We start from the raw sequence: 22,802 nt of genomic DNA, 5'->3' as shown, positions 1-22,802 counted from the left end.
GGCATTGTTTGGTTTGATGTTTCTATTTACCTCTTTTTCGTTTCCTTTTCTTCTTCATTCTATTGGCAAATTCTTGTTCCTCGTAATCTTCGTCCTGTACATCGGGAAGCAGACTGCCCAACCCCTCTATCAGATCAGGCTCATTATAGGCAGGTTGTTCCTTGTTCAGAAAATCAAAAAGCTCGTGTGGTGTTTCGGACTCTTCCTTAGTATTATTCTGGGATGAGCGGCTTGAATGTGTTGTATTGTCATTTGTGGTTTGCTTCCTATTTTCTATTGCCTGTTCATCCCACCATTTATTAAATACATTAGCAGATAGATTTTTACCCAATTGCGAGCCGTTCCATACGGTACGGCTTTCGTGGTCTATAAAAGTCATTCCATAAATACGACCTTCATCATTCCTGCGGACAACGGTATTAATGCCCTGCTCCAATAGCTGCTTCTTAAAATCTGTTTCATTATTGGATGTATGCATACCAGCTTCAATAGTATTTTTAAGCACCTCTTTTGCAGGGTTGGTTTTCATATTTTCCTTTGATTTTTCAAAGTGTTTTTCAAGCTGGGTCATTCCTGCTTCTTTGCCAAACAGTGAAGACTTGAACGGATTACTTGCCTTTTGTCCATACTCATTTAAAGCAAAATACACTAAACCCTGTTTTGGTTGACCGTGTAATTCACCTTTAACTTCTTCGGAAGTTATATTAAAAAGAGAAAGTAAAGCGTTGTAAGCTCCTAGACTTTGGTACTGATAATATTTGGGCAAGTGGCGGGTAACGGATGCTATTTGGCTTTTTATATCTCCTTTGGTATAATCCACGGATTTAAAAATTCGGTCACTATTTGACTGGTATTGCTCTGTAGCGGGCTTCAAATCATATTGCTGTTCCAATTTCCTGCATACAGCCATTGAACGTGGATGATCATAACTGTCCGGTATTTTTGCACCGTTGAGTTGCACGCAGGTGGTTACGATATGTATATGGGTGCGTTCAATATCGGTATGCTTGAATACCACATACGGCTGATTGCCATAACCCATTTCTTGCATGTATTGCTCCGCTATATTTCTGAACTGCTCATCACTAACCTTATCCGCAGGGTCAGGATTCAGCGAAATGTGACGAACAGGCTTTTCTGTTTTGTTATTTGCCAGCAAATAAGGCTCGAAATAGCGGTTGAGAAAAGCGGTAGTGTAGTTGTCGTTCAGCACTTCGGGTATCTTATTCGTGAGCAAAACATGTCCATTTTCCTCGTGCACTTTAAGCAGATTGTAAGAAATTGCTCCGATCATGTTCGCACCTTTTCCAATTTTTGCTATCATTTTTCTTCGCTTTTGTATAGGTATTTTGTTTCAAACTCCTGCGTTAATTGGATAACTTGTTGACATAATGTCGCCATTTCTGCGGTTTGCTTTTCCAATTTAAAGAGATAAGCAGCGGCTTTCTTCTCTGAAAAATTGCGATAAAGTATCTTCACTATCTGGTTATAATTTATACCAACTGCTCTAAACTGGCTGTATAATTTGGTCAGTTGTGCATGGTAATCCATAGCAGCTACATCAATTTTAACCGTCTTAATCTCCCGTTGTAGTAAAAGAGAAATAATAAATTTTGCTTTGTTGCTTATACCTGACGCTTCAAAAAGCGACAGGAGTTTCGCATTCTCTTCGTCATTCAGACGAAAAACATGGCGGTGCGTGCTTGGGTTTAGCTTTGGCTTACGTCCGCCTTTGTTCTGTTTGTTGTTACTGTTCTCATTCATCACAAATCCATTTTAAAATTTTATAAAACCCCGACTTTGGAGGGTGTTTTTCGGCTCCCGGCAGGGCAAGTTGTTTTGGGGCACGAAATACGTTTCGAGTGCCTCAAAACATAACTTGCTCTATTCTGGTGAATAGAAAATCCGCCCTGCGGGACGGATTCTATTTAGTGGAAAAAGCAGCTTCATGCTGCTTCTTATTTTACCTTTCTTGATGGAATAGCATTCTATCAAACCGTCAGAAAAACCCCCTTTGCAAAGTAAAGGTTGATTTTATAAACTATTGATATATAGAATACTGCCAAAGTATTCCGTTAAAAGCCAAAGTGTACAACGCTTTAAAAACCACCTCTATTAATCGCTTTCTTTGTTTCAAGGTTCTACAGAAAGCTTTGAAAAAAACAGTAAAGAAAAAAGTAAAAAAAGAGATATGTATCTGTGCAAATCCTGTAAAAAATAAAAGCATAAAGTTTTAAAAATATAAAAACGCTAAAACGTAAAAGCGGTAAATAAGAAAAGCAGAAAAGAAAGTTTAACTGAAGTAAAGCATATTTCTACCTGCAAAACTTCACGGATTGAAATTTTACAATCAGGTTTCATGTGAATGAAAAAGGGAAAAACGACAAGCAATTACGCAAAAGGTAAAAAAGAAATATTAGAACAAAGAAAGGTACAAATGAAGGTTTTTGTTTGCCTGTACCGATTTAAAGAAAAGCATCAATAAATTTTTAAATAATGGAAACGACAAAGAAAACTTTAAAAATCAGCTTCTACACACAAAAGGGAGGTGTAGGCAAATCAACGATCACTACGCTGTTGGCTAGTGTGCTGCACTACCGTTTAGGTTACAACGTACTAGTAATGGATTGCGACTTTCCGCAACACAGTTTAACCAATATGCGTGCGAGGGATTTAAAAACGGTCATGGAAAATGACTATCACAAGAAAGCTGCTATGAAGCAGTTTCAGACTATCAATAAGAAGGCCTACACCATCGTCAAGAGCAAAGCGGAAAACGCATTGGAAAACGCATTTGAGCAGACAGAAAAATCGAAGGTAGAGCCGGATATTATCTTTTTCGACCTTCCTGGAACTGCAAATACAAAGGGAGTATTATCGACTTTAAAAACGATGGATTTTGTGTTTTCACCGATTACGGCAGATCGACTGGTGGTAGAAAGTACATTGGGCTTTACCAAGGCCTTTCTTCACTTACCAGAAACAGAAACCGGAAACAAAGATCTGGCAATATGGTTGTTTTGGAATCAAGTAGATGGTAGGGAAAAAACAGGTTTGTACGACGCATATCAAAATGTCATAGAGGAGTTGGGATTGCCAATTATGGAAACTCGCATTATGGACAGCAAGCGTTTCCGAAAAGAAACAGACGATACAGGAAATTATGTATTCCGTTCCAGTCTGCTCCCTGCCGAACCGCAATTGCTGAAAACCACCCGCATGGATGCTTTTGTGCAGGAATTTTTAAAAATTATTCACCTGTAAAACCGATGATGTATGGCAACAGATAACAAACGAAAAGACTTTGAGAAACCGGATGTTGATGAGGAATACCTGATGAACATCATGAGCGGTGACCAGCCTGTCCCTGACAAACCAATTCCCAAATCACAAGAGGAAATAAAAGAAAGCAAACCACGTGAGCGATCTCGTTCGACTTCTACCAAAAAAGTAGATTATGAAGAAACCTTTTTAGTCAATCGCTTTCCGTCAGGGCGTAACGGTAAAGTAGTCTATATCCGTCCTGAATATCATGAAAGATTAATCCGCATTGTTCAACTCACACGGGAAGATAAAACTACTCTTTATTCATATATAGATAGTATTCTTGAACATCATTTCAAGGAATTTGGTGATGATATTACCGACTATTTCAATGAAAGATATAAACCTATTATATAATAGTTTCATTATGAAAAATACAAAACAAAAAAAGAAAGCAACATTAAGAATAGATCAGTACAAAACTGAATTTCTTCAGTCGAAAGGCGTTAAGGCAAGAGATAGCAAAACAGCCTATATCAGTACAGAGTTTCACGAAAAGTTATCGCTTATCGTCTTTATGATGGGTGGAGGTAAACTGACTATTACTGATTACCTACACAATGTGCTGAAATACCATTTTGAGGATTTCGGAGAGGAACTCACAGCCATTTATAACGCAATCGACAAACCTAAATTATAGCTATGGAAACAGCAATTCTTATATCCCTATTAATTGTCATTGTCCTGCTGTTGCAGGACAAGGTGGTTATCAAAAGAAATCCAAAACAGGAGAAGCAAATTCCTAGTCAAAAGCGAGAATTTTTAGATATTATGGGAAAACCCAAGCCGATTGAACGCCTTTCTCCGCCAAAGAATACCACTAAAGGACAACTTGAAGATAAAGAGGAAAAACCTGATAATTTTGAAGAAGAAAGATCCCTAAAAGGGTTTGCTAAAGAAATTCCGCAGGAAGAGCTAGATGAAGTTTTTAATACCGAACCTGATTTGGAGGAAGAGGAAGAAGAATGGAACGGGTATGGAACTTATGAGGAAGAAAACGGTTTTGCCACAGGGGTTACCTTTGAAGAACTAAGTACCGTGGGGATGTTGCTCCAAAAAGAGAAATTGGAAACAGCTCAGAAGGAAACAGCGGTGGGAATAGTTCAGAAAATACAGGGAACCGATCTTTTTAGTCTACTGGAAAACTCAATGGAGGGTGCTGCACAGAAAATTGCAGCGTTGTTGGACAGTGGTGTTCCCGGTAAAGAAATGGACTCTGGTTCTTCCAATTTGCGGAAAAATAATATTAATGATTTTGACATTGGGGAGTTTGTATAGACTCTCCTTTGTGTTTTAAAACGTTAAGGTATGGAAAAAGAACTGAAAGAATTTGATATCCACGGAACAGTGTTTCTTGTGGATGTGAATAAATTAGAACTGAGAGAAAAAGAAGATGAAACGAATATTATTCGGTTTGATGAAATGGAATATTTAGGAAATGGATATCGTTTTGATTACGACGTTGAAAAGAATAGACTTTCATCGGGATGGGGAAATCACGAAGTAACCGTCACTATTCCCGAATTCTCCGTATTAGATCCTATTGGGATGGGGAATAAATATAAGCTATCATTAGATGTCATAAAGAAAAGGAACGACTATGATATCATGGTTGACCCCGTTGCTTATGACCTGCGTGTGAACAAAGGAATGCTGCCCACCATTGATATTGAAGGACACACTTTCTATGTAGATATAAGAATGGATAAACTTAGACCAAAAGATGACTTCCTCTCTAATGGAATTGCTTTTTCACACATAGAAGACTATTTTAATGATAGCTCTGGAACATATCTTATTCCCTACAATCCTAAGACAAGAGAAATGGGCGAAATTGACTATGAAAATATTACAGAAATTCCAAAAAATCTTGTTGTAATAGAATTTCCAAACGAGTTAAAACTGGATCCTATCGGATGGAATAGGCAACACGGATTTGATCTGAAAGATGGGTTAATGGAAGTAGGATTGCAAATGAGTTTTACAGCAAAAAAAGGAAAATGGGAAGACATTTATGTGCCTCAAAAAATCAAAGAGAATTTAGATAAAATTAAAAAAGAAAATAAGAACTCGAATACTCCTTATAATTCAGAAAGGAAAAAGGGTAGAAAAATGTGAGAATATTGTAAAAAGAACGAAACGTCAGCCATCAAAAGGCTGGCGTTTTTTTATACTCAATTTTCATACGAAAAGCCTTTGAAAGCCAAGTTATTCCACTGAACGACACTTTTTAAGAGTGCTTTGTTTTACGTCGCACATTTGTTCCGAAAGCCTGCAAGGTGCAGGAAATCGTAACAAATTAATTCGTTTTAAAGATGAAAAAACAAAGAAAAAAAGTGCTGCTGACAGGTGCGGCTTTGCTGTCAGCATTTGGGGTATTTGCACAGGGAAACGGTTCTGCGGGAATCAACGAAGCCACGCAAATGGTAACCTCTTATTTCGATCCCGCCACACAACTTATTTACGCCATTGGTGCCGTGGTCGGGTTAATCGGAGGTGTTAAAGTGTACAATAAATTCAGTAGTGGTGATCCTGATACAAGCAAGACTGCGGCATCATGGTTTGGAGCTTGTATCTTTTTGATCGTTGCTGCAACTATTCTTCGTTCATTCTTCCTTTAATCCTTTGCCTTATGAGTAAATACAATATTAATAAAGGCATTGGACGTACAGTCGAGTTCAAAGGATTGAAAGCACAGTATCTGTTCATTTTTGCAGGTGGCTTACTGGGTATGCTTGTTCTGGTGATGATACTGTATATGGCAGGCGTAAGTTCTTATGTGTGTCTATTTATTGGAGTTGGAGGAGGCTCTCTTATTGTCTGGCAGACATTCTCTCTGAACCAGAAGTATGGTGAATACGGATTAATGAAAGTGGGTGCCAATAAGAGGCATCCACGTTATATCATCTGCCGGAAACCCGTACATCGCTATTTAAAATTCACCTCTAAATCTGTCGGCTTATGAGAAATGTAGCAAAAGCCACTACGTTGGAAAGCAAGTTCCCATTATTGGCTGTGGAAAACAACTGCATCATCTCTAAAGATGCAGACATTACGGCTTGCTTTCGGGTACATTTGCCCGAACTGTTTACGGTTGCTTCCGTAGAATACGAAGCTATACATTCCGCATGGCACAAGGCGATCAAAACTTTACCGGATTTTACAGTCGTTCACAAACAAGATTGGTATATCAAAGAAAATTACGCTCCTGATATTGCAAAAGAAGATCAAAGCTTTTTAGCAAAATCGTATCAACAGCATTTTAACGAGCGTCCTTTTCTGAATCATTATTGTTACTTGTTTCTTACCAAGACCACTAAAGAACGTATGCGTATGCAAAGCAACTTTAGTTCACTTTGCAAGGGTGTGCTTATCCCTAAAGAAATAAGGGATAAGGAAATCATTCATCGCTTTATGGAAGCTGTGGCACAGTTTGAAAGGATAGTGAATGATAGCGATTTTGTAAAACTGGAACGTCTGAGCGAAGAGGATATCGTCGGAACGAGTGGCAAGCAAGGATTGCTGGAACAGTACCTCACCTTGTCAAGAGATGAGGGAAGGCCTTTACAGGACATTGCTTTGGGGTCTGAAGAAGTTCGTATAGGGAACAAAAGATTATGTTTACATACCTTATCTGATACGGATGATCTACCGGGAACAGTATCTGCTGATACGCGTTACGAAAAATTATCTACAGACCGAAGTGACTGTTTGTTGTCGTTCGCTTCTCCCGTTGGACTACTGTTAAGTTGTAATCACATCTATAATCAATACCTTTTCTTAGATAACAGCGAAGCAAACCTCCAAAAGTTCGAAAAGTCTGCAAGGAATATGCATTCACTGGCAAGGTATAGCCGTGCCAACCAGATTAACAAAGAATGGATAGAACGCTATCTCAATGAGGCTCATTCACATGGTCTGTCTTCCATTCGTGCACATTTCAATGTACTGGCATGGTCTGAGGATCCGATCGAACTAAAACAGATTAAGAATGATACCGGTAGTGCTCTGGCTTTGATGGAATGCAAACCAAGACACAATACTACTGATGTAGCAACTTTGTACTGGGCAGGAATGCCGGGCAATGCCGGGGATTTTCCTTCTGAAGAAAGTTTCTACACCTTCATAGAACCCGCGTTGTGTTTCTTCACAGAAGAAACAAATTACCAAAGTTCACCATCACCGTTCGGTATCAAGATGGCAGACAGGTTAACGGGAAAGCCAATCCATTTGGATATATCGGACTTGCCTATGAAAAAAGGTATCGTCACGAACAGAAACAAATTCATTTTGGGACCTTCAGGTTCGGGAAAATCTTTTTTTACAAACCACATGGTTCGTCAATACTATGAACAGGGGGCACATGTGCTGTTGGTTGACACAGGTAATTCCTATCAGGGATTATGTGAGCTGATCTATGGAAAAACCAAAGGTGAAGACGGTGTTTATTTCACTTATACCGAAGATAATCCTATTTCATTCAATCCATTCTTTACAGACGATGGCATATTCGATATTGAGAAGAGAGAAAGTATCAAAACCCTGATACTAACCTTATGGAAACGAGATGATGAGCCACCGACAAGAGCAGAAGAAGTAGCCTTGTCTAATGCGGTAAGCGGTTATATAGAGCGTATTAAGATCAATGATGAATATCCATCCTTTAATGGTTTTTACGAATATGTACAGAGAGACTACCGCAAAGTATTAGAAGAAAAGCAGGTTCGGGAAAAAGACTTTGACATAGCCAATTTCCTAAATGTTCTGGAACCTTACTACAAGGGAGGTGAATATGATTATCTGCTTAACTCAGACAAACAACTTGACTTGCTGACTAAACGCTTTATCGTATTTGAGATTGATGCTATAAAGGATCACAAAATTCTCTTTCCTATTGTCACGATTATCATCATGGAGGTTTTCATCAATAAGATGAGAAGGTTGAAAGGTATCCGTAAGCTCATCTTAATTGAAGAAGCTTGGAAGGCAATTGCAAAGGAAGGTATGGCTGAGTACATAAAGTATTTGTTTAAAACAGTCAGAAAGTTCTTTGGAGAGGCAATTGTAGTAACGCAGGAAGTGGACGACATCATCCAATCACCTATTGTGAAAGAATCCATTATCAATAATAGTGATTGTAAAATACTGCTCGATCAGCGAAAGTATATGAATAAATTTCATGACATCCAGGCGATGCTCGGGCTCACTGAAAAAGAAAAATCTCAGATCCTTTCTATCAATATGAACAACGACCCCAAACGCTTGTACAAAGAAGTCTGGATTGGATTGGGCGGAACGCACTCCGCCGTTTATGCTACAGAAGTAAGCATGCAGGAATATCTCGCATACACTACGGAAGAAACCGAAAAAATGGAGGTTATGCAGCTTGCTAAGGAACTCGACGGTAATGTAGAACTCGCTATAAAACGAATTGCTGAAGAGCGAAAATAGAAATCAGGTAATTATTAATCAATTAAAAATCAATAAAATGAAAAAAATCATGTTAATGGTGTTCACGGTAATTATACTGGCTGTTACACCTTCTGCCAAGGCACAATTTGTTGTCACTGACCCAGCTAACCTGGCTTCCGGCATTCTTAACAGTGCTAATGAAATCATACAAACATCTTCCACAGTTTCCAATGTGGTCAAAAATTTTAAGGAAGTAGAAAAGGTGTATAAACAAGGTAAGGAATATTACGACAAGTTGAAAGCGGTCAGTAATCTGGTAAAAGATGCGAGAAAGGTACAGCAAACTGTCTTACTTGTTGGAGACGTATCTGAAATGTATGTACAGAATTTCGGCAAGATGATGAACGATCCGAATTTCTCACAACAAGAATTGGCTGCTATCGCCAATGGTTATTCTGCACTATTGAATGAAAGCACGGAGCTACTGAAAGAATTGAAGCAGATTGTTTCCTCATCCAGTCTTTCATTAAACGATAAAGAACGTATGGATATCATCGACCGTGTTTATAAAGAAGTTAAAGAGTACCACAGCCTTGTACGGTACTATACCAGTAAAAATATTTCGGTCAGTTTTCTAAGAGCTAAAAAGAAAAATAATAGCAAAAGAGTACTTGAACTTTACGGAAATCCTGAACAAAAATACTGGTAAACTATGGAATTTAATAATCTTCATGAAGTTCTACGCTCATTGTATGATGAGATGGTACCTCTGTCCGCCGATATGGCGGCTGTAGCAAAAGGACTCGCCGGATTGGGGGCTCTGTTTTATGTAGCTCTCAAAGTATGGCAGGCACTCAGCCGTGCAGAGCCTATAGATGTATTCCCCTTACTACGTCCGTTTGCTTTGGGATTGTGCATTATGTTTTTTCCAACTATGGTTTTGGGAACTATCAATGCGGTACTCAGTCCCATAGTAAAGGGCACTCATGCTATACTGGAAAACCAGGTGCTTGACCTTAATGAGTTGCAAGCTCAGAAAGACCAATTGGAATACGAAGCTATGGTACGAAATCCCGAAACCGCCTATTTAGTTTCCAATGAGGAATTTGACAGGAAGCTTGAAGAATTGGGATGGTCACCCTCTGACATTGCTACGATGTCGGGAATGTATATGGAACGTGGTATGTATCAAATGAAAAAATGGATAAGGGATGCTTTTCGGGAATTTCTGGAAGTACTCTTTCAGGCAGCCGCTCTGGTCATAGATACCATACGGACGTTCTTTCTGATTGTCTTGTCCATTCTGGGACCAATAGCCTTTGCTATTTCTGTGTGGGATGGGTTTCAGAGTACGCTCACACAATGGCTCACACGGTATATCAGTGTGTATTTATGGTTACCTGTGGCTGATTTGTTCAGTTCTATGCTTGCCAAAATACAATCATTGATTCTTGAAAGAGATATAGAGATGCTTGCCGACCCAACCTATATCCCTGACACTTCAAATACGGTTTATATCATTTTTATGATTATCGGTATCGTAGGATACTTTACCGTTCCTACAGCCGCAGGCTGGATCATTCAGGCAGGAGGTGCCGGAAACTTTATGCGTAACGTGAACCAGACTGCTATGAAAACTGGAAATATTGCCGGTGCCGGTGCTGGTTCTACCGCAGGTAATATCGGAGGAAAATTAATGGGTAAATAATAAAATTTAAATCATTTGAAATGGAATTTAAAACATTAAGAAATATCGAAAACAGCTTTAAGCAGATAAGGCTGTATGCTATTGTCTTTGCGGTACTCTGCATTGGAGTTGTAGGATATGCCGTTTGGCAGTCCTACCGCTTTGCGGAGGAGCAACGACAAAAAGTCTATGTGTTGGATAACGGCAAATCACTCATGTTGGCACTCTCTCAGGACGCTTCTATAAACCGTCCGGTTGAAGCTCGTGAGCATATCCGTCGTTTTCACGAATTGTTCTTCACGCTCGCACCTGAAAAGAATGCTATTGAAAGCAATATGAAAAGAGCATTTAATCTTGCCGACAAATCGGCATTTGATTATTACAAGGATTTGTCCGAAAAAGGATATTACAACCGTATCATATCCGGTAACGTACAACAACGTACTGAAGTGGACAGCGTAATCTGCAACTTTGATACCTATCCGTATGCTGTTAAAACTTATGCAAAACAGTTCATTATCAGGTCAAGCAATGTGACAAGGCGTAACCTGGTTACATCCTGCTACTTGGTTAACTCCGTTCGCTCTGACAATAACCCACAAGGCTTTACAATAGAAAAATTTGCGGTGTTAGAAAACAAGGATATTGAAGTTATAGAACGCTGAAGATTAAGCACATGAAACACTTACTTGATTTAGACACGTTCGTGAAAACCCTTATTGATAAAGGATACTCTGGTTTTTTTCATACTGAAAGTTCTTATGCAGGCAAATTAAAGGATAGCATCAGTGAATTTTTGGAGGCTTGGGGCAAAGGCAAAGAAGCACCATTAGTAGCAAGCCATTTGCATCTATCTACATATCTCGAATGGAATGGTGAAAACAAGCCAAAGATTGAATGTGATATGTGGGTAAAATACGAGAATGGGAAATTTGATTTACAGGAAACGGAAATGTATGTAAGAAGAATAGATCCTTATGGACAACTATTGAAGCAATCTAAGCTAACCAACTTTACAACAAGCTCGTTTCCCATGATAAAAGAAGCCATTTCCCAGGTGACTGAAAAACCTAAAGAACATATCTCTTCCTGCAAAAGAGGGTTCAGAATGTAATAACCTCAAATAATTAAAGTATGAAAAAACTAAGGGAAAGATTGGATAATTGGTTTAACAAACTTGATGAACGTTGGCGGTCGTTGCCTGTAAAGAGACAACATAAATATACGCTGCTTTTTTTTATGGGCTATCTGCTTTTAACGGTTATCGTCATCGCAAAAGTTTGGTTCGACACCTCTAAGCCTAATCCCACTATAGAGATCAGACATATCGAAAATCCAGTTATACAGAAAAAGAAATCCGAGACGGGAGGATTGGATTCATTGTCAAACATTTTAAAAGAAAAGTTTTATGAAAGAAAATGGAAATAAAAAATTGGGAGTTCGGGTTACGGAAGGTACCCCGAATGAAAACCCTGATGTATTGCAGGACAATGCACAGAATAAGACTGAAAAGTTGAAGAAACCAATCATATTTGGTTTGATGGGAATCGTGTTTGTTGGCTGTATGTGGCTCATATTTAAACCATCAGAAGATAAAAACAAGATAGAGGATATTGGTTTAAACGATGCTGTACCACAGGCTACGGATGCAGGTTTACAGTCGGACAAACAGAAAGCTTATGAGCTGGAAATGTTGGAGCAGAAAAATCAGGAAAAGCGTAATGGGTTGACCACATTAGCTGATTATTGGAATACAGATTCAGCAAACTCCATGGAACCAGATCTTTCTGAAGAGGCACAGGGAAATACGGGTTTATTCAGTGGTAATCAACGTAGAGGAAGTAATCCTGCACTAAATAGTTATCAAAATGCTCAAAGCGTTCTCGGTTCGTTCTATAATGAACCCAACTATGAAACACAGGAACTTCGCAAACAATTAGACGAACTGAAACAGCAATTAGCAGAAAAAGACGTGGTGGCACCCGATCCGGTCGAAACCCAATTGGCACTTATGGAAAAGTCCTACCAGATGGCTGCGAAGTATCTACCGACCAATACTCCCTCTCAGCCTACAACTGTCGTTCCCGGTTCTGAACTTCCGACAACAATACCTGCATCATCATCTACTACTCAAAAAGAACATTTTGTAGCATTTACACCTGTCAAAAAAAGTGCTGTGTCAGCATTGTACAGAGAGCCAACAGATAGTGCATTTCTGGCAAATTGGAGTGAAACCCGAAATCGAGGATTTTACACCGCAGGTGTTTCAGAGCAGGTAATACAGCCAAAAAACAGTATTCGTGCTGTAGTACAGGAAACACAGGTAGTAACCGGAGAAACTGGTGTTCGTGTTCGCATATTAGAAGATGCGAAAACTCCGAACCGTACCATTCCAAAAGGAACGGTGTTAACGGCTACTGCAAAATTCCTAAATGGAAGATTGCAATTAAAGGTGACTTCAGTAGAACTGGAAGGAAACATTATCCCTGTAGATATCACCATATACGATATTGATGGTCAACAGGGACTATATGTACCTTATTCTCCTGAAATGAATGCCCTGACGGAAATAGCAGCTAACATGAGCCAGACTTCAGGTACGAGTATTATGATGACACGTTCGGCAGGTCAGCAGGTAGCAGGCGATTTGAGTCGTGGTGTGGTACAAGGAGTTTCCGGTTATTTCTCTAAGAAAGTCAGGACGCCTAAAGTAACGTTGAAGGCTGGACATCAGGTGTTTCTTGTGTCTAAAAGCTAATAAATCAAAAAATATAAAGATTAAAATATGAAAACGATAATTAAAAGTATGCTGATGTTAACCTGTTTGGTTGGACTGATCGGCAAAAGCCAGGCACAAAATGCCAATAACACATCCAAATTAGCAATGGGTAAAGTAGAACCTTATCAAATGGAAGTAACCTATACTAAAACCTCGCATTTGATATTTCCAGCGGCTATTCGTTACGTGGATTTGGGAAGCGAGTATCTGATAGCGGGTAAAGCAGAAGATGCCGAAAATGTATTGCGTATAAAGGCTACCGTACGTGATTTTGAAGAAGAAACGAATTTTTCGGTGATTACCGAAGACGGCCGTTTCTACAACTTCAATGTCTTTTATAGTTCATACCCATCGTCATTAAATTATGACTTGTTGACCATGCAGAAACAACTTAGCCGGGAAAATGAAAATGATGTATTATTTGAAGAGTTGGGTAAGAACTCTCCATCATTGGCGGGGTTGCTGTTGGAAACTATTTACAATAAGGACAAGAGGATCATCAAACATATCGGGTCAAAAAGCTACGGCATACAGTTTTTGTTGAAAGGGGTTTATATCCATAATGGTAAGTTTTATTTCCATACTGAACTACGAAATAAGAGTAATGTTCCGTTTCAGATTGATTTTGTGAATTTCAAAATTGTGGATAAGAAGATTGCAAAACGTACCGTAATACAAGAAAAACCAATGAAGCCACTACGCATATACAAGCCTCTTGACGAAATTATTGGTAATACTACGGAGCAAAACGTATTCCTATTGGATCAGTTTACAATTACGGATGATAAAGTGCTATTGATTGAGATTTTCGAGAAAAACGGAGGCAGACATCAGGTTTTGCAAATAGAAAATTCCGATCTGGTAAATGCAAGACTTATCAATACGATGCATCTCAAAATTAACTAATCAAAAAAATAAGGCAATGAAATATTATATATATACAGTGATATTGATACTTATCGGTATCACATCGGCAAACGCACAGCGGATGGTACCCAAACAAAAAGCACTTGAAGTAAGTGCTGGAATATTATCAGATGATAAAATTGGAAATGACTACTATATAAATCTGGCAATGACAGTAAACGGTAAAAACGGAAATTACTGGCTATGGGCACTGGAATATAACCATGAATATTCTAATTACAAAGAGCTTGAAATACCTGTTGAGACCTATATGGCCGAAGGAGGATACAGTCTTCGGCTGTTGGGAAACTTCCGAAAAAGTATCAACCTAAACGCAACACTCAACGGAGTTATTGGCTACGAAACATTTAACCGTGGAAAGGAAATGCTTTTTGATGGAGCCGAAATACTGAACGAAGAAAGTTTTGTCTATGGAGCCGGAGGACGTTTGTCTTTGGAAACCTATTTGTCCGATCGCTTTGTATTACTGATACAAGGTCGTACTAAAGTGCTTTGGAATACATCAAGGGACCAGTTCCGACCATCAGCGGGAATTGGATTAAGGTTTAACTTTTAAAACATAAAACTATGATAGTAATTTTCAATAAATTCAGAATAGGATTGTTTCCACTTCATATTTTGCTGGCAATCCTGATAGGATCAATAACTTTGAGCTCCTGCGATAAAGAAGAGCTGGAAATACAACAAGATTATCCATTTGACGTAAATGTAATGCCAGTTCCTTCTGAAGTAGCGAATGGTCAAACTGTGGAAATCCGTGTTACAATACAGCGTACAGGAAATTACAGAAATAACGCTTACTACATTCGGTATTTTCAGTTTGACGGACAGGGGGCACTTCGTTACTACAATGAACCGCCTTATATGCCTAATGATTTGTACCAATTACCACAAACGCAGTTTCGGTTGTATTATACTTCAGCCTCGACGGTATCCCAATCTTTCGATATATGGATATCTGACAGCTTTGGAAACGAAAAACAGATAAGTTTTCAGTTTAATAGTAGTGATTAAAGGGTTTGTTAACTATTCAATTTACAACGACTTACCTTTCGGTAGGTCGTTTTTTATTTACTGTTAATTTGTATATGGTTTCATCAATATTTGCTAAATTTATCTTCATGATATTGAAATAGATTGATTATGGAAACATTGGTTTTAGGTATAATAGCATTGGTCTTTGGGCTTGGTCTTCGTTACTGGATCAATCGTCGCAAATTTTATAGAAGAAGCTCTACAGGAGCAGAGGGATTCTCAAGTTATGAAAAGTCTGTTGTAATTTCTTTTATTGAACGTATAGGAAAACTAGCAAGCATCGTACTTATCATATTCGGCATTTTATTTCTGTTTACATACTACGGGTCAAAAAAAGATAAAGATAAATCTGAAAGATTAAAATCTAATACTTCTATACAACAGCGATAAGCCAAAATCTACCTCTCATAGCCAAACAAACCTTCCAAAAGTATAAGAGTAATTATCCTTATTAAATTCACTGTTCACAGCAAAATGAAGAACAGTTATGGAAGTAATCGCGATACAAAAATCGGCTTTTAAAAGTCTAACTCAAGAGTTAGATGATATGCTTGAACTTACTCAGACGGTAAGTCAGGCATATGCATCCATTTTCAAAGAAGAAAAGTGGCTGGATAATCAGGAAGTATGTTTGATGCTAAATATCACTAAAAGGTCATTGCAAACTTATAAGGATAAAGGTTTATTACCTTATTCCAAACTCAACAGAAAGAACTATTTCAAGCTGTCAGATGTAAAGGCTTTGCTGGAATTTAATAAAAGCATTAAAGAGGAAAGACATGGAACTACTGACTGATGATGCTATGGAACTGGCATCCCACAGAAAAAAACTGGAAGAGCTTAGGGAAAATATAGAGTTGATACTGCAAAATTTCCGGCCAGTAATGAACGGTGAAATATACCTGTCAGGACAGGACGTGTGTAAGTTACTGCATATAAGTAAACGCACTTTACAACAGTACCGGGACGATAAAATTTTGCCCTTCGTTCAGATTGGGGGCAAAATCATTTTTAAGCAATCGGATATTGCGAACGTATTGGAACAAAACTATGTGATGAATAAATAATAATCTGTAAGCTGAATAAGCATTTTGATAGTTGTATAACATTGTGAACATTATTATCTTTGCTTAGTAAAATATAAAAATCTTAAAGTGTTTTTGCTTTAAGTCTTGGTACTGAAAACTGGTAATTTTTAAGACGACAAGACAATAAGTAGGAACGCTCACGCTATAGGTGTGGGCGCTCGCTTATTCGTTGTCGGGTATACCAGTGCCTCAGTATCGATAAGTTGTAGTGGCCTGCACTTTCTTTTTTTTGCAGTACTCTACTTAATCGAATAAATAATTTGATATGGATACTGACACAAAACAAGACAAAGTTTCGATTGCATTTATCAATGACAAAAGTCCGATAATAGATAAAATATGTACTGATTTATTAAGTGCAAAATTTGAAATTTTATTCCAAACTGAAAACATTGAAAACGCAATATCTGAATTAGAAGTGATCAAAAAATTACCAGAGATCTGTATTATTGATCTTGATTTTTATGATAAGAGTATATTAAAGCAACTTCAAAAATTAAGAAACCTTTATCCAACTATTCAACTGATCGCACATAGTGATATTGATGATGAAAAAATCGCAAAAGATATAATTGATATTGGTTTTTTAAGCTATTTCTTACTTGGTACTGATATAGATGATTTAAAAAAGGCTCTTATTGATTCTGTGTAGACGGTAAAAATGTTTTCAATTCCTTTAAATTAATCGAAAATCTTGGGAACTATCATAATAAAACATCTCAATTTCAGTAGGTTGCACATTAATAGATTGGTAACCGTCCTGATCTAATCTACATGCTTTTGGATTACATAGTGCATGGAATGTAGATACAGCTATTTTGCCCCATGGATATTCATAGAATGTATTTATCTTATTTGGGTTTAGTGTGCATTTAAGAATCATGGGAATTCCTAAATTATTTATTTTAGCAGAAATAGAATCCATCTCGAAAATTGGCATATAAATTTGTTCTCCTCCAAAATTCACCAGCAATGGTTCTGCACCGCCATTGTAAAGAGCAGAAGTTGTGAAATTAAAGAATAAATAATTATCTCTTGACTCTTTTTGTCTATAATCAAAGTGCTTGTTCCAAGCTTGTAGTACAGTTTCCAGTTCATTACTTGAAAGTAAGTTGCCGTGATTATTGATAAAGCATTGTCTTATCTCCTCGCCGGTTCTACACCTAAGCCCCTGTTCAATAATATGCTCTGGAATTGCTCTCGTGTAATGAAAACCATAAATACTCGCTTTAAGGCAAACTTCATTGATTTCCTTTACCAGCTGATTGATCTCTTTACCTTCTAAGATATGCTCCAAGAACTCGTTGTCTAAAAAGGTTTTTTTATGTTTTTCAAGCTTATCTATATAAATCTTAGGAATGCCTATTAGATTATTGAGATTTATATTTTTTTTCATAAACGGAACTTATTATTAAAACGTCAACCAGTTCAATTTCCATAAAAAAGAAAATAATTCTACCTGCAAATAGTCTTTAGTTTCTCGATAGTTTTCAACATCATATTGGTAGATGAAATCATCAAGTAATTCATTTTCATATGCAAATTGTGTTGCGAGAAAACTACCAGATTGAATTTCGGCCACATTCCTAACAGCACGTGACAATTTACTCAGATTAGACAAAGCTCCTTCAGAAACAAATTGTCCCTTCTGTATTCTCATATCTTCAATTTGTGATAAAAGATCCTCCTGATCAAAGCTTTCATACTCAGGATTTGCTACACCTTTTATACCACCTCTGTCAAAGTACCATTTTTTATGACCTCTAAGTAAGGATACTTTTGGAAATGTAGAATTTGCTACAATAGTCTGCCCAGAAGTATGATTGTAAAGATCTTGCTGTTTGTGGAATACTGGAGCTGCATATATAACTAAGGCATCCGTACCAAGTTCCTTCTCTAACAATTCTAGAGCAGTCTGTTGGTGAGGTGTAATTTCAAAATACCAGTGTGCTCCTTTAATGTGCGGTTTAAGACCTTTTTTTGATCTCGATGAATAATCGGAACGCTTTGCTTGTATGAAGAGATTTAGATTGAAATCAGGTAATATTTTTTTAGGTTTTGATGTATTCCAAATATATCTAAACTTTCTTCTGTGAAGTGATAAACCACCTAGGGGAGAGCTAAATCCATGTAAGTTCCATAAATAATCGTTAATACATAGCGAGGCTCTATCAATGCCTACTATTTTTTCAAAGACCTGTCCTGGTTCCCATAATAGATTACTACCTTTTTCAAGCTGGTTGAATAATGGGCCTCTAAATTCGCCCTCTTCAAATTCTGTCATATATTGTATGTAGATTATAACTGATTTAACTCTTCTTCTTTTATTATCCTGATTTCGTTGCCGAACTTCTGTTTGAGTTCATTATCTGTTACTGAATGTGGGAAAGCCATTGCTAATAGATGTCTTGGTCGAGATAATGCCACATATATTAATCTTTTGGTTTCATCAGGAAAGCCATTGTCAATATTTGATATGTTATCAAATGTGATATTATCTTTATGTTTCCTTTCGTTGAAAAAAACAAGAATAGAATCCAAAGTTTGTCCCTTTACTTGGTGTATCGTAGTGATGGGGATATTGAACGTAGAAAAAGATTTTTTAAAATGTTGGCTTACAGTTTCAGCAAGCGTAGATTTTTCTAAATATTTCGATTTTCGACTCCGTAGATTAAAATCTACTTCATGGCTAAGGCCTAATTTACTTTTTAAAAACTGCTGAGTAGCAGCTGTCCAATCTTGAATTGTTTTACTAAAAGCTGGTAATTCATCTAAAATAGTAATCATCAATGAATTAAAGTAAGGATCTATACTTTTTTCTTTCTCAATCTCTTTCAATAAATGATAATCAGCCTCATCAGAATGCATTAGGGGTATACAAATGGTTCTGATTTCTTTTATTGCATTTTTAATATCACCACTTGTGTAAAGATTTTTAGCATATATAATTTGTTTTGGCAAGTCTATACCCCAAGGTCTCTGTTCTGTTTTTGCTCCTAACAATGCGTCTTTCAACGAATTTCCTCGAACAACAATACAGCTACTGATGTATTTTTTCATTGAACAAGAGTCATCATAATGTTTAATAATTAATTGATGATTCACGTTTGAATATTTATAAATTACAATCGAATCCGTTATATTTTCACAATCTACGCTATTGATTTTTAAATCATCTGATCGACGAACTTTTGAAAATATATCAATTATACTTTGAGGTGATCGTCGGTTATCAGTTAAGTCGTAAGAGTTCCATGTTGCGTCATTTTCGTACTTTCTTAAAAATTCAGAAGGCTTTGCATCTCGCCACTCATATAAGCTTTGGTAAGGATCTCCTATCAGTTCAATATTGTTAAGGCCTTGCTTCACTAATTCTTCAAATATGGCATGCTGCATTAGTGAATTGTCCTGAGCCTCGTCTATAATAATAAAAGGAAATCTTAAACTAAGCCATCTGCAAATTTTAGGATTATTTTTCAGTAGGTGAAGGGCTATAAATGCTGAATCTCCAGTTGAAATTAATCCTTTTCGAAATTGAGCATTCTTGATGAGTTTACAGTAGTTGTCAAAATTAACTTTTTCAACTTTATCAGATGATGGTTGATTTCCATTAATAGAAAAAGATCCATTTGGCTCAATTCTAATTTCACTGGGAGGATATAGATGATAAATACTTCGATTATTCTTTGCCTTGTATTCTGGATTATTAAGTGGTCTTAGTAAGCCTTCAAGTGTTTTGCCATTTTTAACATAAGTGGTCTTCCACATATCATCTAAGATCGTTGTGTGGTCGAGTATTTTTGGTCTATTAAAGTCTCGATTAAGTAGGTTATAAAATGGAAGAGTAATATACTTATTTATAAAACTATCAATAGTTGATACATGATTAGGGAATTGAAGTGATTTACCCGCCAGTTTCCTATAGGCTTCATTGATTTCATCTTTAGCAGAGTTAGTAAATGATAAACAAGCTACTCCCGAATGCCCTCCAACTTCTTTTAAATTCTCTAAATTTAATATCTTCTTTGCGATAGTAGTTGTTTTTCCGCTTCCAGGACAGGCATTTAAAATAACTTTTCCTCTAGCTTGTAAGTAAGCCAGTCTTTCTTCATTTTCATAATACATTACAATCCATTTTTTAAATGAGTTAACGCGTTCAATATATATACCGGAACTATAAATGAGGCTTTTGCCTCTTCCAAATTATCAATTAAATGAATTGAGAAATCCTGTGCAAATTCAGCTTTGTCAGGGAACGTTTTCCATAAGAGAATCGCAACTTTTCTTTTTTCCTGTTCAGACATCAAATCTGCTGGAAACGTTGACATGTATGTGACTATATTGCTGATTTTATCACTTACTATCATGTCAAGATACTTCACTAAAAAGTTGTCCTTAAAAGCACTTCTGTCATTGTTTACGTTATGCGATGCTATTTCATATTCCAAAGTTTTAAATGACTCAAAAATCTTTATATTTTCAGCCTTGTTTTTAACAGAGTTTAAATTCCTAATTCTTGATACAGCGTTACCTTTTTGGATACAATCATCTAAAAGATCTAGCACGGTGGTATCATTTATCAAATTCTTAAAGCTATAATCAGATTTTTTTGAGTCAGTAAACCTGTCATCGTCTGTAATGATGGAAATAGGCTTGTTTATTCGTTTCAGTACATCTGAGTGATTAAAAAGGTAAAGGAAGGGATAAAATGAAGTTCCTTTTACGTTTACAATTTCCGTCCGGTAATCTTCAAGTTTATAGTCCTCTAAAAGAGTAAATGCTGATATCAAAAGTTCCTCTGATATTCCCTCAATGAATAAAATGGATTTTGCGAATAGAAGCTGAGATTTGGTTACGTCAATGTACCTCTGAAGTTTCTTCATTCTATTCTCAAAATCTGTATCCAACAATTCTTTGCTTTTAGTAGTATCTTCAATTATTTTTTCAGATTCTCTATTTTGAAATTGTTTATCCAGTTTTGTTGCTTTACCACAATCTAATAAAATAAGATTTTTAAGGGGTACTTTTGAAGTCAACGTTGGTGAATGGGTAGTTATAAATAGCTGGCTGTTTTCAGTCGCATTTGCATTATTTAAAAAGTTATAAAGGCTTAGCTGTAATTGTGGGTGAAGGTGAGATTCGGGTTCTTCGATTAGAAGTGCAAAATGAGGTAGGCCATTATCCTTAATCTGTTCTTTTATATCACCTAGAACAACTGCTATATAGATTAGATTGTTCAATCCTAAACTATTTTGCCATAAATGAAACCCCTCATCCATCAAAGTAGCTCTATTATGTGGAAGATAAGGTTTGATTGCATTAACTATATATTCTGTTTTTGCTTCCTCAATTCTGACGCCGATTTTATTGTCAATAACTCTCTTAAAAATACTTTCGAGATTCGTGTTAACACCATCTCGCGTATTTTTAACTTCATCACGTTCTAACAGCTGAGAATTTGCATCTTTTATTATCTGTTCTATTTGCAATTCCGACTTTTCTCTCTTTACAAATCGTCTTATAACTTTGCCCAAAATATTATTTCTAGTACTCAACAGATCCTTGGTACTATCCCTTAAAGCTCCTAAATAATAATGCTGAAAAAGTTCGAAGGTTTTATAGTCTGCTTTTTGACCATCAATATTTCCGGTATTATAAGTGAAATATGGATATTTTCCGTCTTTTTCTTCATAAGAGATGGATATTTTAGCATAATCTTCCTCAATATTATTGGGATCAATTACCATATATTCATAAAACCCTCCTTTTTGAGCGGTAGATAATCCTTTAAAAATATAAGTAATGGTTATTAGGGTAGATTTATTAAGTGTTTTATGACCATCATTGTCGATTGCTTTTTGATGGAAATCATCGGATGAAACTGATAACTCCCTTATAGGTTCTCCAATATTGTATAGTAAACGTATGGCATCAATAACAGCTGATTTACCGCATCCATTTTCACCAATAATAATATTTAGTTTTGGATCAAATTCGGTTTCAATTACCTCAATTCCTTTGTAGTTTTCAATCTTTATATAAGCTAAATGCATTTTTTACGTTAATTTGGTTTAATCTAATAAAAGATCGACAAGCTATTAACGCATCAATTTAACTGAAACATAGATAGCATTTTAATGCCTTAGGCTAATTTAAAAAAAAACAATAAGGAATAATGCATTAAGTAGAAAAATTGAACAAGATTTTAAATTCCCACAGTAGATTACTGAATTTACTTCTTTCCACATCTGGACTAGCACCGATGTATTCTTGGGATATGCTCTTATTATCTCTGTAATATATTCTTAATAATTAGTTGGATGAGAAAAATGTTGAAGTGTTAATGTTTCTGTACTATTACATATCTCACAATTATTTTTAATGAATTCAATTCTTCTTTCTCTCCAATCTTTAGAATGCCACAATCGCTGTCCACCTTTGAAATCAATCCAGTATTGTGATTTTGCAATTTCTAATGTGATTTCATTATTTTCCAACTTGTCTTTTAATTGGATAATTTCGTTATATGTCAGCATGATATTTTGGATTT

Annotated in this window: 28 protein-coding genes; 21 read left to right on the top strand and 7 right to left on the bottom strand. The window is 36.6% G+C overall.

Going from position 1 to position 22,802, the window contains the following annotated elements:
- Positions 1–22 precede the first annotated feature (22 nt).
- Together mobB and mobA are read right to left on the bottom strand one after the other, a co-directional pair.
- Positions 23–1,324, bottom strand: a complete 1,302-nt coding sequence (gene mobB, locus B9Y69_RS00615; RefSeq protein WP_058699765.1) for a conjugal transfer protein MobB — start codon at positions 1,322–1,324, stop codon at positions 23–25.
- Positions 1,321–1,764 carry a conjugal transfer protein MobA gene (gene mobA / locus B9Y69_RS00610; protein WP_058699764.1) on the bottom strand — a complete coding sequence of 148 codons (444 nt, stop codon included), beginning with the start codon at positions 1,762–1,764 and terminating at the stop codon, positions 1,321–1,323. The genes mobB and mobA overlap by 4 nt, the downstream gene beginning before the upstream one ends.
- A 732-nt stretch (positions 1,765–2,496) precedes the next feature.
- Between mobA and B9Y69_RS00605 the strand changes: the two genes are divergently transcribed.
- The 21 genes from B9Y69_RS00605 (at position 2,497) to B9Y69_RS00505 (ending at position 16,904) form a co-directional block, all read left to right on the top strand.
- Positions 2,497–3,264: a ParA family protein gene (locus B9Y69_RS00605; RefSeq protein ID WP_058699763.1), complete on the top strand. Its 768-nt coding sequence runs from the start codon at positions 2,497–2,499 to the stop codon at positions 3,262–3,264.
- 12 nt (positions 3,265–3,276) lie between these two features.
- On the top strand, positions 3,277–3,681 hold the full coding sequence (locus B9Y69_RS00600; protein WP_058699762.1) for a DUF3408 domain-containing protein: 405 nt from the start codon (positions 3,277–3,279) through the stop codon (positions 3,679–3,681).
- 10 nt (positions 3,682–3,691) lie between these two features.
- Complete coding sequence (locus tag B9Y69_RS00595; protein ID WP_176221477.1) at positions 3,692–3,964, top strand: DUF3408 domain-containing protein; 273 nt, start codon at positions 3,692–3,694, stop codon at positions 3,962–3,964.
- Positions 3,965–3,966: 2 nt separating this feature from the next.
- On the top strand, positions 3,967–4,602 hold the full coding sequence (locus B9Y69_RS00590; RefSeq protein ID WP_058699761.1) for a hypothetical protein: 636 nt from the start codon (positions 3,967–3,969) through the stop codon (positions 4,600–4,602).
- Positions 4,603–4,632: 30 nt separating this feature from the next.
- The gene (locus B9Y69_RS00585) at positions 4,633–5,442 is read left to right on the top strand and encodes a hypothetical protein (protein WP_058699760.1); all 810 of its coding nucleotides are present in this window, start codon (positions 4,633–4,635) and stop codon (positions 5,440–5,442) included.
- A gap of 197 nt (positions 5,443–5,639) precedes the next feature.
- Positions 5,640–5,945 carry a DUF4134 domain-containing protein gene (locus B9Y69_RS00580; RefSeq protein ID WP_058699759.1) on the top strand — a complete coding sequence of 102 codons (306 nt, stop codon included), beginning with the start codon at positions 5,640–5,642 and terminating at the stop codon, positions 5,943–5,945.
- 11 nt (positions 5,946–5,956) lie between these two features.
- The gene (locus B9Y69_RS00575) at positions 5,957–6,289 is read left to right on the top strand and encodes a DUF4133 domain-containing protein (protein ID WP_058699758.1); all 333 of its coding nucleotides are present in this window, start codon (positions 5,957–5,959) and stop codon (positions 6,287–6,289) included.
- On the top strand, positions 6,286–8,775 hold the full coding sequence (locus B9Y69_RS00570; RefSeq protein WP_058699757.1) for a TraG family conjugative transposon ATPase: 2,490 nt from the start codon (positions 6,286–6,288) through the stop codon (positions 8,773–8,775). The genes B9Y69_RS00575 and B9Y69_RS00570 overlap by 4 nt, the downstream gene beginning before the upstream one ends.
- 37 nt (positions 8,776–8,812) lie before the next feature.
- Positions 8,813–9,445, top strand: coding sequence for a DUF4141 domain-containing protein (locus tag B9Y69_RS00565; protein WP_058699756.1), 633 nt, complete (start codon positions 8,813–8,815; stop codon positions 9,443–9,445).
- A gap of 3 nt (positions 9,446–9,448) precedes the next feature.
- Positions 9,449–10,444 (top strand): conjugative transposon protein TraJ, encoded by a 996-nt coding sequence (gene traJ, locus B9Y69_RS00560; protein ID WP_058699755.1) that lies wholly within the window; start codon positions 9,449–9,451, stop codon positions 10,442–10,444.
- A 20-nt stretch (positions 10,445–10,464) separates the two neighbouring features.
- Positions 10,465–11,088, top strand: a complete 624-nt coding sequence (gene traK, locus B9Y69_RS00555) for a conjugative transposon protein TraK (RefSeq protein WP_058699754.1) — start codon at positions 10,465–10,467, stop codon at positions 11,086–11,088.
- 11 nt (positions 11,089–11,099) lie between these two features.
- Positions 11,100–11,537 carry a hypothetical protein gene (locus B9Y69_RS00550; RefSeq protein WP_058699753.1) on the top strand — a complete coding sequence of 146 codons (438 nt, stop codon included), beginning with the start codon at positions 11,100–11,102 and terminating at the stop codon, positions 11,535–11,537.
- Positions 11,538–11,557: 20 nt separating this feature from the next.
- Positions 11,558–11,851 (top strand): hypothetical protein, encoded by a 294-nt coding sequence (locus B9Y69_RS00545; protein ID WP_058699752.1) that lies wholly within the window; start codon positions 11,558–11,560, stop codon positions 11,849–11,851.
- Positions 11,832–13,181, top strand: coding sequence for a conjugative transposon protein TraM (gene traM, locus B9Y69_RS00540; protein WP_058699751.1), 1,350 nt, complete (start codon positions 11,832–11,834; stop codon positions 13,179–13,181). Before B9Y69_RS00545 ends, traM begins: the two co-directional genes overlap by 20 nt.
- Positions 13,182–13,208: 27 nt before the next feature.
- Positions 13,209–14,108, top strand: coding sequence for a conjugative transposon protein TraN (gene traN, locus B9Y69_RS00535; protein WP_058699750.1), 900 nt, complete (start codon positions 13,209–13,211; stop codon positions 14,106–14,108).
- Between the two features lie 16 nt (positions 14,109–14,124).
- On the top strand, positions 14,125–14,685 hold the full coding sequence (locus B9Y69_RS00530; protein ID WP_058700047.1) for a conjugal transfer protein TraO: 561 nt from the start codon (positions 14,125–14,127) through the stop codon (positions 14,683–14,685).
- An 11-nt stretch (positions 14,686–14,696) separates the two neighbouring features.
- On the top strand, positions 14,697–15,143 hold the full coding sequence (locus B9Y69_RS00525) for a DUF3872 domain-containing protein (protein WP_058699749.1): 447 nt from the start codon (positions 14,697–14,699) through the stop codon (positions 15,141–15,143).
- Between the two features lie 129 nt (positions 15,144–15,272).
- Positions 15,273–15,554: a molybdenum ABC transporter permease gene (locus tag B9Y69_RS00520; protein ID WP_221630283.1), complete on the top strand. Its 282-nt coding sequence runs from the start codon at positions 15,273–15,275 to the stop codon at positions 15,552–15,554.
- Positions 15,555–15,651: 97 nt separating this feature from the next.
- A complete protein-coding gene (locus tag B9Y69_RS00515; protein ID WP_058699748.1) occupies positions 15,652–15,960 on the top strand; it encodes a helix-turn-helix domain-containing protein in 309 nt (102 codons plus the stop codon).
- On the top strand, positions 15,944–16,231 hold the full coding sequence (locus tag B9Y69_RS00510) for a helix-turn-helix domain-containing protein (RefSeq protein ID WP_058699747.1): 288 nt from the start codon (positions 15,944–15,946) through the stop codon (positions 16,229–16,231). The genes B9Y69_RS00515 and B9Y69_RS00510 overlap by 17 nt, the downstream gene beginning before the upstream one ends.
- A 286-nt stretch (positions 16,232–16,517) precedes the next feature.
- On the top strand, positions 16,518–16,904 hold the full coding sequence (locus B9Y69_RS00505) for a response regulator transcription factor (protein ID WP_058699746.1): 387 nt from the start codon (positions 16,518–16,520) through the stop codon (positions 16,902–16,904).
- 24 nt (positions 16,905–16,928) lie between these two features.
- Here the strand turns inward: B9Y69_RS00505 and B9Y69_RS00500 are convergent, their stop codons facing one another.
- The 5 genes from B9Y69_RS00500 to B9Y69_RS00480 all read right to left on the bottom strand — a co-directional run bounded on the left by B9Y69_RS00500 (position 16,929) and on the right by B9Y69_RS00480 (position 22,788).
- The gene (locus B9Y69_RS00500; RefSeq protein WP_058699745.1) at positions 16,929–17,648 is read right to left on the bottom strand and encodes a hypothetical protein; all 720 of its coding nucleotides are present in this window, start codon (positions 17,646–17,648) and stop codon (positions 16,929–16,931) included.
- Positions 17,649–17,663: 15 nt separating this feature from the next.
- On the bottom strand, positions 17,664–18,536 hold the full coding sequence (locus tag B9Y69_RS00495) for a hypothetical protein (protein ID WP_058699744.1): 873 nt from the start codon (positions 18,534–18,536) through the stop codon (positions 17,664–17,666).
- Between the two features lie 14 nt (positions 18,537–18,550).
- Entirely contained in the window at positions 18,551–20,377 is a 1,827-nt protein-coding gene (locus tag B9Y69_RS00490; protein ID WP_068791507.1) for an ATP-dependent helicase, read from the bottom strand.
- On the bottom strand, positions 20,377–22,305 hold the full coding sequence (locus B9Y69_RS00485; protein WP_058699743.1) for an AAA family ATPase: 1,929 nt from the start codon (positions 22,303–22,305) through the stop codon (positions 20,377–20,379). The genes B9Y69_RS00490 and B9Y69_RS00485 overlap by 1 nt, the downstream gene beginning before the upstream one ends.
- A gap of 252 nt (positions 22,306–22,557) precedes the next feature.
- The gene (locus B9Y69_RS00480) at positions 22,558–22,788 is read right to left on the bottom strand and encodes a hypothetical protein (RefSeq protein WP_058699742.1); all 231 of its coding nucleotides are present in this window, start codon (positions 22,786–22,788) and stop codon (positions 22,558–22,560) included.
- Positions 22,789–22,802: the final 14 nt, after the last annotated feature.

This window comes from Sphingobacterium psychroaquaticum, from assembly GCF_900177625.1.
GTDB lineage: Bacteria > Bacteroidota > Bacteroidia > Sphingobacteriales > Sphingobacteriaceae > Sphingobacterium > Sphingobacterium psychroaquaticum.
This window is presented reverse-complemented; position numbering and strand designations above follow the sequence as displayed.